At 45.0% G+C, this 14,911-nt stretch carries 11 protein-coding genes; 8 read left to right on the top strand and 3 right to left on the bottom strand.

Features of this window, described 5'->3' with window-relative positions:
• Positions 1-8: 8 nt before the first annotated feature.
• On the bottom strand, positions 9-779 hold the full coding sequence (locus ACNURT_RS17765) for a C1 family peptidase (protein WP_419698854.1): 771 nt from the start codon (positions 777-779) through the stop codon (positions 9-11).
• A gap of 228 nt (positions 780-1,007) precedes the next feature.
• Here ACNURT_RS17765 and ACNURT_RS17760 point away from each other — a divergent pair, with 228 nt between their 5' ends.
• From ACNURT_RS17760 to ACNURT_RS17735, 6 genes are all read left to right on the top strand, one after another.
• Entirely contained in the window at positions 1,008-2,636 is a 1,629-nt protein-coding gene (locus ACNURT_RS17760) for an acyl-CoA carboxylase subunit beta (RefSeq protein WP_419698853.1), read from the top strand.
• Positions 2,637-2,961: 325 nt separating this feature from the next.
• Positions 2,962-3,387, top strand: coding sequence for a DUF3592 domain-containing protein (locus ACNURT_RS17755; RefSeq protein ID WP_419698852.1), 426 nt, complete (start codon positions 2,962-2,964; stop codon positions 3,385-3,387).
• Positions 3,388-3,445: 58 nt separating this feature from the next.
• Positions 3,446-4,618: a dipeptidase gene (locus ACNURT_RS17750; protein WP_419698851.1), complete on the top strand. Its 1,173-nt coding sequence runs from the start codon at positions 3,446-3,448 to the stop codon at positions 4,616-4,618.
• A 74-nt stretch (positions 4,619-4,692) separates the two neighbouring features.
• A complete protein-coding gene (trxB, locus tag ACNURT_RS17745) occupies positions 4,693-5,649 on the top strand; it encodes a thioredoxin-disulfide reductase (protein WP_370999391.1) in 957 nt (318 codons plus the stop codon).
• Positions 5,650-6,197: 548 nt separating this feature from the next.
• Positions 6,198-8,513, top strand: coding sequence for a family 20 glycosylhydrolase (locus tag ACNURT_RS17740; RefSeq protein WP_419698850.1), 2,316 nt, complete (start codon positions 6,198-6,200; stop codon positions 8,511-8,513).
• Positions 8,514-8,533: 20 nt separating this feature from the next.
• Positions 8,534-9,304: a hypothetical protein gene (locus ACNURT_RS17735; RefSeq protein ID WP_419698849.1), complete on the top strand. Its 771-nt coding sequence runs from the start codon at positions 8,534-8,536 to the stop codon at positions 9,302-9,304.
• A 139-nt stretch (positions 9,305-9,443) separates the two neighbouring features.
• Here the strand turns inward: ACNURT_RS17735 and ACNURT_RS17730 are convergent, their stop codons facing one another.
• Both ACNURT_RS17730 and ACNURT_RS17725 read right to left on the bottom strand, forming a co-directional pair.
• Complete coding sequence (locus ACNURT_RS17730) at positions 9,444-10,439, bottom strand: aldo/keto reductase (RefSeq protein WP_419698848.1); 996 nt, start codon at positions 10,437-10,439, stop codon at positions 9,444-9,446.
• A gap of 60 nt (positions 10,440-10,499) precedes the next feature.
• Complete coding sequence (locus ACNURT_RS17725; RefSeq protein WP_419698847.1) at positions 10,500-11,261, bottom strand: DUF72 domain-containing protein; 762 nt, start codon at positions 11,259-11,261, stop codon at positions 10,500-10,502.
• 173 nt (positions 11,262-11,434) lie between these two features.
• On the opposite strand from ACNURT_RS17725, the gene ACNURT_RS17720 reads away from it, so the two are divergent.
• The gene (locus ACNURT_RS17720; protein ID WP_419698846.1) at positions 11,435-13,483 is read left to right on the top strand and encodes a BatA domain-containing protein; all 2,049 of its coding nucleotides are present in this window, start codon (positions 11,435-11,437) and stop codon (positions 13,481-13,483) included.
• Between the two features lie 171 nt (positions 13,484-13,654).
• On the top strand, positions 13,655-14,905 hold the full coding sequence (locus ACNURT_RS17715) for a dihydroorotase (RefSeq protein WP_419698845.1): 1,251 nt from the start codon (positions 13,655-13,657) through the stop codon (positions 14,903-14,905).
• Positions 14,906-14,911: the final 6 nt, after the last annotated feature.

The following is a 14,911-nucleotide window of genomic DNA, read 5'->3' as shown; positions in this document are numbered from 1 at the left end:
GAACAAACCTATGCTACCTGGCTAATGGTCCAAAAATCGTCGGCGAGGTCGGTATTGGTAATGTAGTCATAAGGCATATAAAAATAGCCCATCAATCCCCAGCCATCACCCCAGCTGTTACGTACAATAAAGGCTTTCTTTTGATCGTCATAGCCTACAGCCATTACCGCGTGCCCGCCTATTACGCTTTCAGTTTTGGAAGGCATAGGTAAAACACCGCTTTTGGCTACAACATCCCCCTCAAAGCTTTGATAAGCGGTAAACCCAAACACAAATGGATTGCCGCCGGCAAGGCACGTTTTTAATTCATTAATAGCCGTATTATTTAAACGGGTGTATTGCAATGCCTTGTTTTTTAAAGCTTTTGTATATAATGCTTTGGTAGGCTTTTTGGCAAATTTGCCGACGTTGTAAGGCCAAAGGGTTTCGTCACAAACGCCTGAGGTGGCAACAGATTTTACGCCATCACGGAGTTGAGCGCCGCTATCATCTTTCACATGACCCTCTAAAACCCGCTCATTATAATAAATAAATAACCGTGATGGATTAAATACGGGCAATTTTTGTTTCATAAGTTCAAACTGAAATGCACCGGCTATGGCATTGGCTGTGCATGATCCCAAGTCTCCCTGGTCATAAACCGGTGGGCATTGCGCACGGAGATCGACCATTGGAGGAGTTGGTTGAGCTAAAGCCTCATGGCGAACAACTGCATACTGAAAGTCGCGGTGATCGGGCAGGTCGGGTAACCAGCCATAGTGTTTGGTTTTTTGGATCATATAGGGATCAATATTTATACAATAAAGGTATAGTGTTTGCTAATCATTCAGATGCGTGTTTTTACGTTATCTGATGCGTGTTGCTACTTGAATATTTGAACAAGATAAATAGTTGATTAGCAATGTCAAAAGATTTGTTACTCTATACTGTGCAAAACAAAACAGCAATTCTTTAGCTTTTGATCCTTTAATTTTTCCTAATTTACATTTTCCTATTATAAACCAATTATGGATATCGCATTCAATATTAATGAAGATATAAACAAACAGCTTGTTTATGAGCTGAATACCAGGCTCAAAAAAGTATATGAAGGCGGTGGCGAAAAGGCCGCGGCCAAACAAAAAGAAAAAGGAAAAATGCTGGCCCGTGAACGTGTGGCTTATCTCATAGACAAAGACAAGCCCTGGCTGGAAATGGGCGCTTTTACCGCCGACGGCATGTATGCCGAGCATGGCGGCTGTCCATCGGGCGGGGTAGTGTGCGGTATTGGCTATGTATCGGGCAGGCAGTGTGTAGTGGTAGCTAATGATGCTACGGTGAAAGCCGGTGCCTGGTTCCCGATAACTGCAAAGAAAAACCTGCGGGCGCAGGAAATAGCTATGGAAAACCGCCTGCCTATTATTTACCTGGTTGATTCGGCCGGGGTTTATTTGCCCCTGCAAGATGAGATATTTCCGGATAAAGAACATTTTGGGCGCATCTTCCGCAATAATGCCATCATGAGCAGCATGGGCATTATCCAAATCTCGGCCATTATGGGTTCCTGTGTGGCTGGTGGCGCCTATTTACCCATCATGAGCGATGAGGCCATGATCGTGGAGGGTACGGGATCAGTTTTTTTAGCAGGATCGTACCTGGTAAAATCGGCCATTGGCGAGGATGTGGATAATGAAACCCTGGGTGGCGCGACAACCCACTGCGAAATATCAGGAGTTACAGACTATAAACAACCCAATGATCAGGCTTGCCTCGATTCTATCCGAAACATCATGAGCATGGTGGGCGACTATAACAAAGCCGGATTCGATCGTATAAAGCCTGCCGCACCCAAACTCAACGAAAAAGATATTTATGGCATCCTGCCGGATAACCGGGAAAAAGCCTATGATATGAAAGAGATCATTTTGCGCTTGCTGGATGATTCGGCTTTTGAGGAGTATAAGGAAGGCTATGGTCAGTCCATTATTTGTGGTTTGGGCCGTATCGACGGATGGGCGGTAGGCATAGTAGCCAACCAGCGCAAGGTGATCAAATCAAAAAAAGGAGAAATGCAGTTTGGCGGCGTTATTTATTCCGACTCAGCGGATAAAGCCACTCGTTTTATCATGAACTGTAATCAAAAAAAGATTCCGCTTGTGTTCCTACAGGATGTTACCGGCTTTATGGTGGGCAGCCGCTCAGAACAAGGAGGCATCATAAAAGATGGCGCCAAAATGGTAAATGCTGTAGCCAATTCGGTAGTGCCCAAGTTTACTATTGTGATTGGCAACTCCTACGGTGCGGGTAATTATGCCATGTGCGGTAAAGCTTATGACCCCAGATTGATATACGCCTGGCCATCGGCTAAAATAGCGGTAATGGGAGGCGGACAAGCGGCCAAAACCTTGTTACAGATACAGGCCGCAGGCTTAAAAGCCCGGGGCGAAGTAGTTGATGAAGTAAAGGAGGCCGAGCTACTGAAACAAATAACCGATAGGTACAATAGTCAAACAACGCCATATTACGCCGCCGCAAGGCTTTGGGTTGATGGTATTATCGATCCGCTGGAAACCCGTAAGGTGATATCCATAGGTATCGAGGCCGCCAATCACGCGCCTATTGAAAAAGCATTTAATGTTGGAGTGATACAGACTTAGTGAGTGGTGAGTGGTGAGTGGTGAGTGGTGAGTGGTGAGTGGTGAGTGGTGAGTGGTGAGTGGTGAGTGGTGAGTGGTGAGTGGTGAGTGGTGAGTGGTGAGTGGTGAGTGGTGAGTGGTGAGTGGTGAGTGGTGAGTGGTGAGTGGTGAGTGGTGAGTAAAAATAGGCAAACAAGGTAAAGAAAAAATCTTGCGGATCTCTTAATTCTACAAATCAAGGTTTAAACAATTGCCGCATTTGTCATCCTGTAAATATTTTAATCATGTTAATCCCGGTGCAGGCAACAATCAGTGAAATCACAAAAATCAACTTAAATCAGCGGTCATGAATGTAAGTATTGATGAACTTTTGTTGCTTGCCAGCGGCGCTTTTTTAGTTGTATTGGGTATAGGTAAGCTAAATGAACGTCGTAAACTGCTTAAAACCGGCGCGAAGGTTGATGGTGTGGTTTTTAGCGTGGAAGAAGAATGGGGGGTAGGAACGCGTCGCTCGAGATTGTATTACCCGGTAATAAGATATGTAACCATCGAAAAAGAATGGGTGACCAAACGATATGAAGTTGGTACTTATCCGCCGGCTTATAACGAAGGGGATCATGTTACCGTAATCTATGATCTGGCAGATATCGAACACTATATTATTGATAATATAACCACTAAATTGCTCGGCCCTGTATTCATCATTCTCGGAATTTTGCTGATGCTTGGTGTAGGGGCTTATTACATTTTAAATCAATATCAACCAGGATAAACAGATCATCATTCAGCGAAATCAAAAAAATCAACGGTTAAAACCTTATCTTAAAAGCATGAAAAAACTGCTGTTTCCTTTACTATTTATCTCCTTAAAACTATCTGCCCAAAATGCGCAACAAATACATCAACGAGCTATCCTGATCGATACGCATAATGATATATTATCAACCCAACTGATTACCAAAAATGATCTGGCTAAACGGCAAAGTACTGGAAATTTCGACCTCGTGCGGGCAAAAGAGGGTGGACTTGATGCACAGATATTCTCGATCTGGTGTGGTGAAAATTATGGTAAAGGAACAGCTTTTGCACAGGCCAATCAGGAAATAGACTCGCTATATGCGCTCATCAAACGGAATCCAAATAAAATAACACTGGTGCATAACAGCGCCGAGCTCAAAAAGGCGGTTGATCAAAAAAAGCTGGCCGCATTGATAGGCGTAGAAGGCGGGCATATGATCGAAGACCGGATGGATTATATCGACAGTCTGGCTAAACGCGGAATGCGGTATTTAACCCTTACCTGGAATAACAGTACGTCCTGGGCTACTTCGGCTCGTGATGAGGTGACCAAAAAAGATAGTCTGCCGCATTTAGGCCTGACGGATTATGGTAAACAGATCGTGCATCATTTAAATGAGCTGGGCGTAATGGTGGATATATCGCACGTAGGCGAGCGTACCTTTTATGATGTGCTGGCTACAACTCATAAGCCGGTTATCGCTTCGCATAGCTGCGTTTACAATATCGACCCCAACCGGCGTAACCTCAAAGATGAACAACTTAAAGCCCTGGCAAAAAACGGGGGAGTAGTATGTGTGAATTTTTACAGTGGTTTTGTGGATAGCGCCTATAACCCCAAGATGGCTGTTTTTTATTCGAAGTATAAAGCCGAGATCGATTCGCTTGGCAAAGTATATCATGATGCCGATCTGGGGTTTATTAAGGCAAGTTCTTTGCATCAGGCCGAAGCAGATAAACTACGGCCACCTTTAAGTCTGTTGATTCAGCATATTGATTACATCGTAAAATTGATCGGTGTTGATCATGTGGGTATAGGCTCAGATTTTGATGGCTCCGAATCATTCCCGCTGGGGATGGATAGCGTTGCCGACTATCCCAAAGTAACCGCGGCTTTGCTTAAACTCAACTATAGCGAAAAGGATATCGATAAAATATTGGGTGGCAACGTAATGCGGGTGCTGAAAGCCAATGCGGGTAAATGATGGCACAGTATTGACTATTCAGCCCTTGTCTGATAGACAGATAAACCGTAAATTCGCATACATTTTTTATAACAATGTCTCAAGAAACTGAACACATCAAATGCCTTATCATAGGCTCAGGGCCGGCTGGTTATACCGCGGCTATATATGCTTCAAGGGCCGATCTGAAACCCGTTATGTACACTGGCTTACTGGCCGGCGGGCAGCTTACCCAAACTACCGAGGTTGAGAACTTTCCCGGATATCCGGAAGGTATCATGGGCCCCGAAATGATGGAAGACCTGCGTAAACAGGCTGAACGCCTGGGTACCGAGATTCGCTTTGGCTATGCCAGCTCTGTTGATTTTTCGAGCCTGCCGCATAAAGTGGTTATTGACGATACCAAAACTATTACTGCCGATACCGTGATCATTGCTACCGGCGCATCAGCCAAATGGCTGGGTTTGGAGTCTGAACAAAAATACAGTGGTTTCGGCGTTTCTGCCTGTGCCGTTTGTGATGGGTTCTTTTTTAAAGGGCAGGATGTGGCCATTGTTGGTGCCGGTGATACCGCTGCCGAAGAAGCCACTTACCTGGCTAAATTGACCCGTAAGGTTTATATGATTGTTCGCCGTGATGAGTTCCGTGCCTCAAAAGCCATGGTACATCGCGTGTTGAATACACCTAATATCGAGATCCTTTACAATACCGAAACCAAAGAGATCCTGGGTGATGGACAAAGTGTAACCGGTGTAAGGGTGATCAATAACCAAACTAATGTAGAAACCGATCTGGATGTTACCGGCTTCTTTGTAGCCATAGGTCACCACCCTAATACCGATATTTTTAAAGGCTGGTTAAATATGGACGAGACCGGCTATATCCTTACCCGTCCGGGATCAACAGAAACCAATGTGGAAGGTGTGTTTTGCTGTGGCGATGCCCAGGATCATATCTACCGTCAGGCAGTAACTGCCGCAGGTACCGGCTGTATGGCCGCCATTGATGCCGAGCGCTATCTGGCCGCAAAAGAACATGTAGTAACTGCTTAATCCCACTCCATCCCTTCACAGAAGAAAAAGGTTTTAAGAAAGATATAAAAAGCCAACTGGAAACAGTTGGCTTTTTTCGTTTTAGTTCCCTCCCCACGGGCTACTGTGTGGACATATCTTTTAATGTGCCCTGTAGGGGCTCAATGTCGGTAGAAGTAGGATCAAAAGAAATTTTTACGTGCCGTAGGTACGTCACTTTTTAACTTCGTGGGGCAAATAATAGTGAATTAATAAACCCCAAGTCGGTTAGTGTAGTACCTATGGCACTAAAAGAGGTTAACTTTTATTATTGCTACCGACATTTTGCTCCTCCGGAGCAGTTTTTTTTAATTGTTAATTCATCGAAAAAGATGTATTCACACGGTCCCTCCTCACGGGATGCGTGCGATAGCCAGCATGGTGGCAGGTAGGGGTTTCTTAAAGCGACCCCATAAAAATGTAGTGATCACTATAAATTCGTTTTAGCATAGATTTTTTACACGCCAAACTTCTTGTATTTTTTTAAAAACTTCTATATTCACCATTCAGTATCAACCTGATTAATAAATATGTATAAAAAAGCATCCCTAATGCTGTTTGCCTTGCTTGCAGTATGTACATCTGTTGTCAACGCTCAGGATTCCGACCCAAATCTGGGTATCATCCCGGCTCCTGTATCACTAAAAAAAGCCTCCGGTCAGTTTGTGTTAAGTGAGGAAACCATTATCCAGGCCGACTCACCATCAAACAAAGCGGTTTTATTTTTTAAAGATTACCTGGCAAACAATATGCGCTATCGTAAGTCGGTTGTGGTAAAGGCGATGATGAAAAACCATCCGAACGCAAACTTCATTAAGCTAACAGCCACCGGTACAGATAATTTACCTGCCGAAGGTTACCGCCTCACTGTCACACCACAGCAAATAACTGTTGCCGGCAAAGGCTCCGGTCTTTTTTACGGGGTGCAAACGCTGTTACAATTGATGCCCCTGGAAAGAAGCGCTACGGCTAAGCTTCCATGTGTGGAGATAGAAGATTATCCTCGTTTTGGTTATCGTGGGGCGATGCTGGATGTTGGTCGTCATTTTTTCTCGGTCGAGCTGGTTAAAAAGTACATCGACCTGTTGGCTGCCTATAAACTAAATACTTTCCACTGGCACCTGACCGAAGATCAGGGTTGGCGCATCGAAATAAAAAAATATCCAAAGCTTACCCAGATCAGCAGTATGCGTGCGCAAACCTTAATTGGCGGTTACCGCGACCGTACCCCGCAGCAATTTGATGGTACGCCTTATGGTGGTTTTTATACCCAGGATCAGATCCGCGATGTGGTCAAATACGCTTCGGACAGATATATCAATGTTGTTCCCGAAATTGAAATGCCGGGCCACTCATCAGCCGCGTTGGCAGCTTATCCGGAGTTGGGCTGCGATCCTGGTACACCGGTTAAAGTAGCTGAAACCTGGGGTGTATTCCCGGATATCTATTGTCCGTCTGATAAAACGTTTGCTTTTCTTGAGGATGTGTTAACCGAAGTAATGGAACTTTTCCCAAGTAAATATATCCACATTGGCGGCGACGAAGCCCCGAAGGATGCCTGGAAAAAATCGGCCTTTTGCCAGGACCTTATCAAAAAATTAAAACTGAAGGATGAGCACGGTCTGCAAAGCTATTTTATCCAAAGGATAGAGAAATTCCTGAACTCCAAAGGGCGAAGCATCATCGGTTGGGACGAGATACTGGAAGGCGGCCTTGCGCCAAATGCTACCGTAATGAGCTGGAGAGGTGAAGAAGGTGGTATTGCCGCTGCCCAGCAAAAACATAACGTGATCATGACCCCAGGAAGCGGCGGTTTATATATTGATCATGGACAGGGTAAACCAAGCCAGGAGCCATTGAGCATTGGTGGTAACGAACCTTTATCAAAAATATACAGTTATAATCCAACACCGGCCGTTTTGACCGCCGCAGAGCAAAAATATATAGAAGGGGTACAAGCCAACTTATGGACAGAATATATACCAACCGATGCCAAGGTAGAGTATATGCTGCTGCCGCGGTTGATGGCGCTGTCGGAAGTGGCGTGGTCGCCTTTGGCCAACAAGAATTTTAAGGATTTTTCAGAAACCCGTTTGCCCGGTCATTTAGCCTGGTTAGATAAAAATAATATCAATTACCGTGTGCCGGTAGCTATTGGCGCTAAAGATACGGTAATGATAGGTTCGCAACTGAATGCTACCTTAAAACCATCGGTAGAAGGGGCAAAAATATACTATACCATTGACGGCTATACGCCGCGCGAAACCGATCTGATCTATACCATCCCGGTAAACCTTTCTGTTCCGCTCAATCAGTATCGCGAGCTGCAAACCATAGTGATCACCCCATCGGGTAAACGGAGCGTGGTAACCCGTACGGTAGTGTATAATAAAGCGCCTATGGCGGCCGTTAATTATACGGGATCGGCACGGGGTGTAAAATACCAGCTATTTCCGGGTAGCTATACGGCTACCAGCCAGTTAACCAATTTACCGGCTGCCGATAGCGGCGCTGTTAAAACTTTCAGCACTATTGATTTCCGGAAAAGCAAAGGTAAATACGGCGTTATTTATTCGGGTTATTTAAATATTGATGCTGATGGCAATTACGGGTTTTCCACCCTTTCGGGTAATGGATCGGTATTATTGATCGATGACCAGCCGGTGGTTGATAATGATGGTAAGCATGCCGTTACCGAACAGGAAGGCGCTGTGCCATTGTTAAAAGGTTATCATAAGGTTACCTTAAAATATGTTGATGCAGGTGGCCCAAATACTTTAAAAGTATTCATCAATGCACCAGGCAAACAAAAAGCCGAGCTGACTGCCGATACATTATATAATTAAGATCATATCCTGCAAATAAAATGACCAACAGATTTTATCTTTTCGCGTTATTAACAGGGGCGGTAATAGCAGGTTGCGGTGGTAACCAACAGAAGCCTGCCACAACCACGCCGCTTGCTAAAAAACTGGAGTTGATGCCGCCTTTCAGGTTTCATAAGCTGATAGAAGTATCACCGGGCCAAAGTTATGATATACTGAGCTGGGGGCGTGGTTCGCAGGACGCGGGTTCGTTCATGATCCTGCATTCCGATTCATCGGCCATAAAATACACCACAACCACCGGTGATCTGGATGGGGCCATAGTTGATGTGTACAATGCCGATATGGACTTGGATGGTAATCCCGAGATCCTGATTCAGGCCAAATCAAAAGATACTACTAATTATGCCAGTATTTACGCTTTTGAGTTCAGTAACAATAAAGCCAATAAGCTCGATTTCCCAAGGTTGAACAGCTCACAACGTAAAGGTTACCGGGGGAGTGATAATTTTTATATCCGTGATGGTAAGCTCATGCGCGAATTTCCGATTTACAGTGGTAGCGGAAAAGAAGCTAAACCCACAGGTGCTAAACGCCAGTTGGAATATGGCTTACGCGGCAATGAGTTCACCGTAAAACAGCTGAGCAAAGATTCGACGGATGTGGCCGATAAGAAAGTGACGGTTGCAGCTACGCCTGTTAAGCAGAACACGGAAAAGAAAACTACTACTAAGAAATCTGAAAAGAAAAGCAAGTCTTCTTCGTCAAAATCAAAGAAAAAGAAGAAACACAGAAGACATCGCGATGAATAACCAAAAAGAGCGGCCCATTTGGTACCGCTCTTTTTGGTTTATTCATAATTATATTTTGTCATCCTGAGGAACGAAGGATCTTCTTCAATATGCCAGTCGTATAACAGATGCTTCGCTATGCTCAGCATGACAGTAAGCTTTATCCCGCAATCTCCAGATCGCTCAATTGGTTGTTGATAAATTCCATTTCCTCGCCATTAATATGTATCTCGATGGCTTTGGCATTTTGTTTAGCTTGTGCAGCATTACGGGCACCTACAAGGGCTATGGTGATGCCCGGATGGTTGATGGTCCAGCGGATTACTAACTGACCCAGGGTGGCGCCTTTTTCGTCGGCCAGGGGTTTTATTTTGGCCAGGAATTCATTGGTCCGTTTGATATTTTCTTCCCGGAAATATTTTACGCCCGCACGGTGGTCACCAGCATCAAATTGATGTCCTGGTTTTATTTTACCTGTTAGCAAGCCACGCTCCAGCGGACTATAAGCCAGGATCGATTTTTTATTTTCGATGCAATAGGGGATCAGTTCGTCTTCAATATCCCGGTTCACCATACTAAAAGGTACCTGGTTTGATGCCAGCTTGATAGTTTTTTCGGCGGTGGCCATTTGCTGTATATCATAATTGCTTACACCAGCCTCACGTATTTTGCCTTGTTCTTTCAATCGTAATATAGCCTCCATGGTCTCTTCGATAGGCGTAGAGGCGTCCGGCCAATGGATCTGATACAGGTCTATATAATCGGTACCTAAACGTTTGAGGCTGTTTTCGCACTCCAATATGATACTTTCCTTACCGGCATATTTGTAAATATCTATATCCTTGCCGCTGTTGTCCTGGCTTTTAAATCCAAATGTACCCTTGGCCAGGTCCCAGCGCATGCCGTATTTGGTGAGGATCTGCACTTTGTCGCGCGGCAAACCTTTTATAGCCTGACCAACCAGTTCTTCACTTTTGCCCTGCCCATAAATAGGGGCCGTGTCAATAGAGGTGATGCCCATATCGTAGGATACGCGCATAGCTTCAATGGCTTCTTTATCGTCATTGCCGCCCCACATCCAGCCACCGGCGGCCCAGGCGCCAAATGTTATCACAGAAACGGCAAGTTTAGTTTCTCCTAATCGTCTAAATTCCATAGATAAATAAGTAGTTTAAAATCCGGCAGCAAAATGTATTTAATTGTTGAGATTAAAAAATTATTTAGACAAAGAGATCATATCATTTGCGTTATCGACACCGGTGGCATCAAAGTCGTTATTAAAATAAAACCAGCCCTCTTGTGTGTTAGGGTTTTGTTTTACAATATCAATGATCTTTTTAAGGAAATCTTTAGAATAAGGCGAGCGGTACAATATCGGCACACCATGAAACCTGTAATAAATTACAGGCGTATTTTGGATCACATCATCCGGTAAACTCGGGTGACTCATGCCGCAAAAGGTGATGTTATGTTTAGCCAGTTTTTGGTAAACGGAATCATTCCACCAGCTTACATGGCGCAGCTCCAGTACATTTTTAAAAGTAGGATTTAAGCTGTTGATAATGCGATCAAGCTTTTCGTCATCGTAAGTAAAGCTGGGCGGCAGTTGAAACAGAACGGGCCCCAGTTTCTCCTGTAATCCCTGATTAATGGTGTCATAAAAACTGGTGATCAGTTCTGTTGTATCATTGAATTTTTTGTAATGGGTAATGGCGCGGGGGGCCTTTACCGCAAAACGGAAATCAGCAGGGCTTTTAGCGTACCAGTTTTGGAGAAACGAAAGCTGCGGAAAACGATAAAAGGTTACATTAAGCTCCAACGTTTTAAAATGTTCGCAATAATAATCGAACCATTTACGCTGCGGCAGATCATTGGGATAAAAACGTCCCTTCCAATCTTTATAATGAAATCCCGAACAACCGATATGCCATTCCATTTTTTCAAAATGCTTTTCATAATAAAAGAATGCGAATGGCATTTTGTTTTAAAACTTAACTGATGACGCTGAGCAAAAGTCGATAGCCTGGCTATAATCTATCCACCACCAGTACGTCTAAAAAACAGGAAAAGACCATCATCTGCACACCCGCACATCTGAAATATGCACATTTATTCGCACATTTGTATATCTGCCTATTGCACTTATAAAATATGCGCTTTATATATCCGGCTTTTTTATTTGCATTGCTCACGTTAGCTATCCCGGTCATCATCCACTTGTTCAACTTCCGTAAGTTTCAGAAGGTGAATTTTAGCAATGTGCAATTTTTAAAGGAGATCCGGGAGCAGCAGGCATCGCGCCGTAATTTAAGGGAAAGGCTGATACTCGCTGCACGCTTACTGGCCCTGTTTTTTTTGGTGCTGGCCTTTGCCAGGCCATATTTGCCAGGGCAAAATTCAAACAACACCGGCCGTCAAAACGCGGTAAGTATTTTTGTAGATAACTCCTACAGCATGGAAACCCTTAACCGCGAAGGCTCGCTGCTGGATGATGCCAAACAAAAAGCCAAGGAGATCGCTTCGGCCTACAATATCAATGATCGTTTTCAGCTGCTTACGCAGGATTTTGAGGGCAAACACCAGCGCCTGCTCAGTCGCGATGAATTTAATGACGCGGTTGACCAGGTAAAGATCAGCGCGCAAAGCCGTACCCTGCAGCAGATTATCAGTCGGCAGCAAAACCTGTTGCTTGAACAGCCGGGCGCTATCAAATCGGCTTATATCATCTCCGATCTTCAAAAAAATATGGCCGGCAAGCCCTTAAAAACAGATAGCGGTATAACCACCAGTCTTATACAGCTTAAATCCAGTAACCTGCCAAATGTGGCGGTTGATTCTGTCTGGTTGTTAAGCGCCGTACACCGTCCAGGCGAAAACGAAAAACTGGTGGTTCGCCTGCATAATTACGCCGGCGAAAAAGCTGATAAAGTCCCGCTGAAAGTCACCATCAATGGTGTACAAAAGGCTCTGGGGAGCTATACCCTCCCGGCACGCGCGGTACAAACTGATACATTGGCCTTTATGGGGCTGCAAGCCGGCTGGCAGCAAGGCCTTGTTGAATTACAGGATAATCCCGTTACGTTTGATAATAAGTTCTACTTCAGCTTTAATGTAAGCGCGCAAATGCCGGTACTGCTGATTGATGGCGGTATACCCAATCCCTATTTAAAAGCTGTTTTTGCTTCGGATCCATTTTTTGCCGCCCAGCGCGTGCCCGATGGAAATGTGAATTACGCGGGGCTCAATAGCTTGCCCATTGTGGTGATCAGTGATGTAAAAGCCGTATCAACGGGTTTGGCGCAGCAATTAAAAACCTATGTTGTCAAAGGCGGTACGCTGGTTGTTTTCCCTGCCGCTGATGCCGATCTGGCTAATTACCGTGCGTTTTTGCAGCCGATGAATGCTGCCTGGCCCGAAAAGCTACTGACAGAAGCCACCAAAGTATCAACCCTGAACAGACAAAGCCCGGTGTTTAAAAATGTATTCGAGAATTTTCCTGAAAATCCCGATCTGCCGGTGATTAAAAAATATTACCAGTTAAGTAACTCCGCTGGAGGGGCAGATAACCTGATGAAACTAAGCGGCGGACAAACCTTTTGGGCTGGAAATAACTTTGGGCATGGTAAAGTTTATGTAGCCGCTGTACCGCTTGATGAAGCATACAGCAACTTACCCCGGCATGCCCTTTTTGTGCCTGCGCTATTCCGCATAGCTCTGCTAAGCGGGCACGATCTGCCTTTGTTTTACACCCTGGGTCAGGAAGAAACGCTGGAAATCCCGCCAGTGCAGCTTACCGAAAAACAATTACTTAAATTGGTGAAAGGCGACCAAAGCTCCATTCCGGATGTGCGACAGCAGGAGGGGAGTACGATGCTATACCTGTCTGACCAGTTGCGCGAAACCGGGATCTATACGCTGAAAAAGCAGGATAGCACGCTGGCTACGCTGGCCTTTAACGATAACCGCAGCGAATCTGACATGAGTTATTTGAGCCAGGCCGACCTTAAACAGCTGATGCCTGCTTCAACCACCTTATTAACAGGTGGTAAGGCTTCACTAAAAGGTATTGTAACCGAAACAAATTTTGGCACACAATTATGGAAACTTTGTATAATTTTGGCATTGATTTTTCTGGCCGCCGAAATTTTGTTGATCAGGTACTTTAACCCGGGTAAACAAGCCGTAAAGCAGCCTGTTTGATCTAAATCAAGAATCAAGATGATAGAGTCAAGAATCAAGAAAAAAGCAAGAAGCTATTTGGTTACTTACAACCTGATACTGAAAGAAATAAACTCCCGGAAAAAAATCTTGATACCTGATACTCGCTACTTGATACTAAAATAATTCCATACAAATCCTTAAAGCTTGCTCATGAATTTGCTTATCAAATCTGCCACCATTCTTGATCCCGGATCAGCCTTTCATCAACAAGTTACCGATATTTTAATTGAAAATGGGGTGATCACCCGCATTGCCGAAGATATAGAGGCCGATGCCGAAGTGGTAGATGGCGAGGGTAAATATGTATCGCCCGGTTTTTTCGACCTGAACTGTAATATAGGCGAATTGGGACTGGAAACCAAAGAAGATATGCACTCGGGCACACGCGCCGCCGCTGCCGGTGGCTTTACCGGTATAGCGCTGATGCCCAACACCACCCCGCCGGTACATTCCAAAGCCGAGATAGAATACCTGCTAAACCGCGCCAAAAATAACCTGGTTGACGTGTATCCTTTAGGAACTATATCGCACAAACGCGAAGGGAAAGACCTGGCCGAACTATATGATATGTACCTGAGCGGTGCCCGTGCCTTTACCGATGGCAATCGCCCTGTACAGGATGCCGGTTTGATGGAACGTGCCTTATTGTATGCCCAGGGCTTTGATGCCCTGGTATTCTCGTACCCCGAGGATACCGCCATAGCGGGTAAAGCCAAAGTGAATGAAGGCGAAGTAAGTACTTTGCTGGGCATGAAAGGTATCCCATCGCTGGCCGAAGAGCTGATGATAGCGCGCGACCTTTACCTGGCCGAATATACCGTATCAAAAATCCACTTCAGCACCATATCAACCGCCCGTTCGGTTGAGCTCATTCGCGAAGCCAAACGTAAAGGCCTGGAAGTTACCTGCGACGTAGCCGCGCACCACCTGGTACTTACAGACGAGGCGCTGATGGGTTTCGATAGCATGTACAAGGTAAAACCACCGCTGCGTACCAAAGATGATGTTTTGGCGTTGATAAAAGGGCTTAAAGATGGCACGATTGATGCCATTGTAAGTCAGCATACCCCGCACGAAGTGGAATTTAAAGATGTGGAATTTGAAGTAGCGGAATATGGCATAACCGGCTTCCAGACCGCGTTGCCGCTGGCCCTGCTATCAGGTTTACCGGTGGAGCTGCTGGTTGAAAAGCTGGCTATTAACCCGCGCGAGATACTGGGTGTAACCATACCGGTTATTGCTGAAGGAGAGCGGGCCAACCTGGTGCTTTTTGACACCGAAACGGAGTGGGAATACGGTAATAAAAATAATCGCTCCAAATCGGTTAATTCACCGTTCTTTGGGCAACAGTTAAAAGGAAAAGTACAGCTAACCTATAATAACAAACAAATACTTAAATAACGAGAA

The sequence above is a fragment of the Mucilaginibacter sp. NFX135 genome, from assembly GCF_048565145.1.
Lineage (GTDB): Bacteria > Bacteroidota > Bacteroidia > Sphingobacteriales > Sphingobacteriaceae > Mucilaginibacter.
The sequence above is the reverse complement of the archived record's forward strand: the minus strand, read 5'-3'. Positions and strand labels throughout refer to the sequence as shown.

What these genes read in the sequence shown, in the direction of transcription:
- ACNURT_RS17765 (WP_419698854.1), bottom strand. Translation starts at nt 779, where the DNA reads ATGATCCAAAAAACCAAACACTATGGCTGGTTACCCGACCTGCCCGAT.
- ACNURT_RS17760 (WP_419698853.1), top strand. Translation starts at nt 1,008, where the DNA reads ATGGATATCGCATTCAATATTAATGAAGATATAAACAAACAGCTTGTT.
- ACNURT_RS17755 (WP_419698852.1), top strand. Translation starts at nt 2,962, where the DNA reads ATGAATGTAAGTATTGATGAACTTTTGTTGCTTGCCAGCGGCGCTTTT.
- ACNURT_RS17750 (WP_419698851.1), top strand. Translation starts at nt 3,446, where the DNA reads ATGAAAAAACTGCTGTTTCCTTTACTATTTATCTCCTTAAAACTATCT.
- trxB (WP_370999391.1), top strand. Translation starts at nt 4,693, where the DNA reads ATGTCTCAAGAAACTGAACACATCAAATGCCTTATCATAGGCTCAGGG.
- ACNURT_RS17740 (WP_419698850.1), top strand. Translation starts at nt 6,198, where the DNA reads ATGTATAAAAAAGCATCCCTAATGCTGTTTGCCTTGCTTGCAGTATGT.
- ACNURT_RS17735 (WP_419698849.1), top strand. Translation starts at nt 8,534, where the DNA reads ATGACCAACAGATTTTATCTTTTCGCGTTATTAACAGGGGCGGTAATA.
- ACNURT_RS17730 (WP_419698848.1), bottom strand. Translation starts at nt 10,439, where the DNA reads ATGGAATTTAGACGATTAGGAGAAACTAAACTTGCCGTTTCTGTGATA.
- ACNURT_RS17725 (WP_419698847.1), bottom strand. Translation starts at nt 11,261, where the DNA reads ATGCCATTCGCATTCTTTTATTATGAAAAGCATTTTGAAAAAATGGAA.
- ACNURT_RS17720 (WP_419698846.1), top strand. Translation starts at nt 11,435, where the DNA reads ATGCGCTTTATATATCCGGCTTTTTTATTTGCATTGCTCACGTTAGCT.
- ACNURT_RS17715 (WP_419698845.1), top strand. Translation starts at nt 13,655, where the DNA reads ATGAATTTGCTTATCAAATCTGCCACCATTCTTGATCCCGGATCAGCC.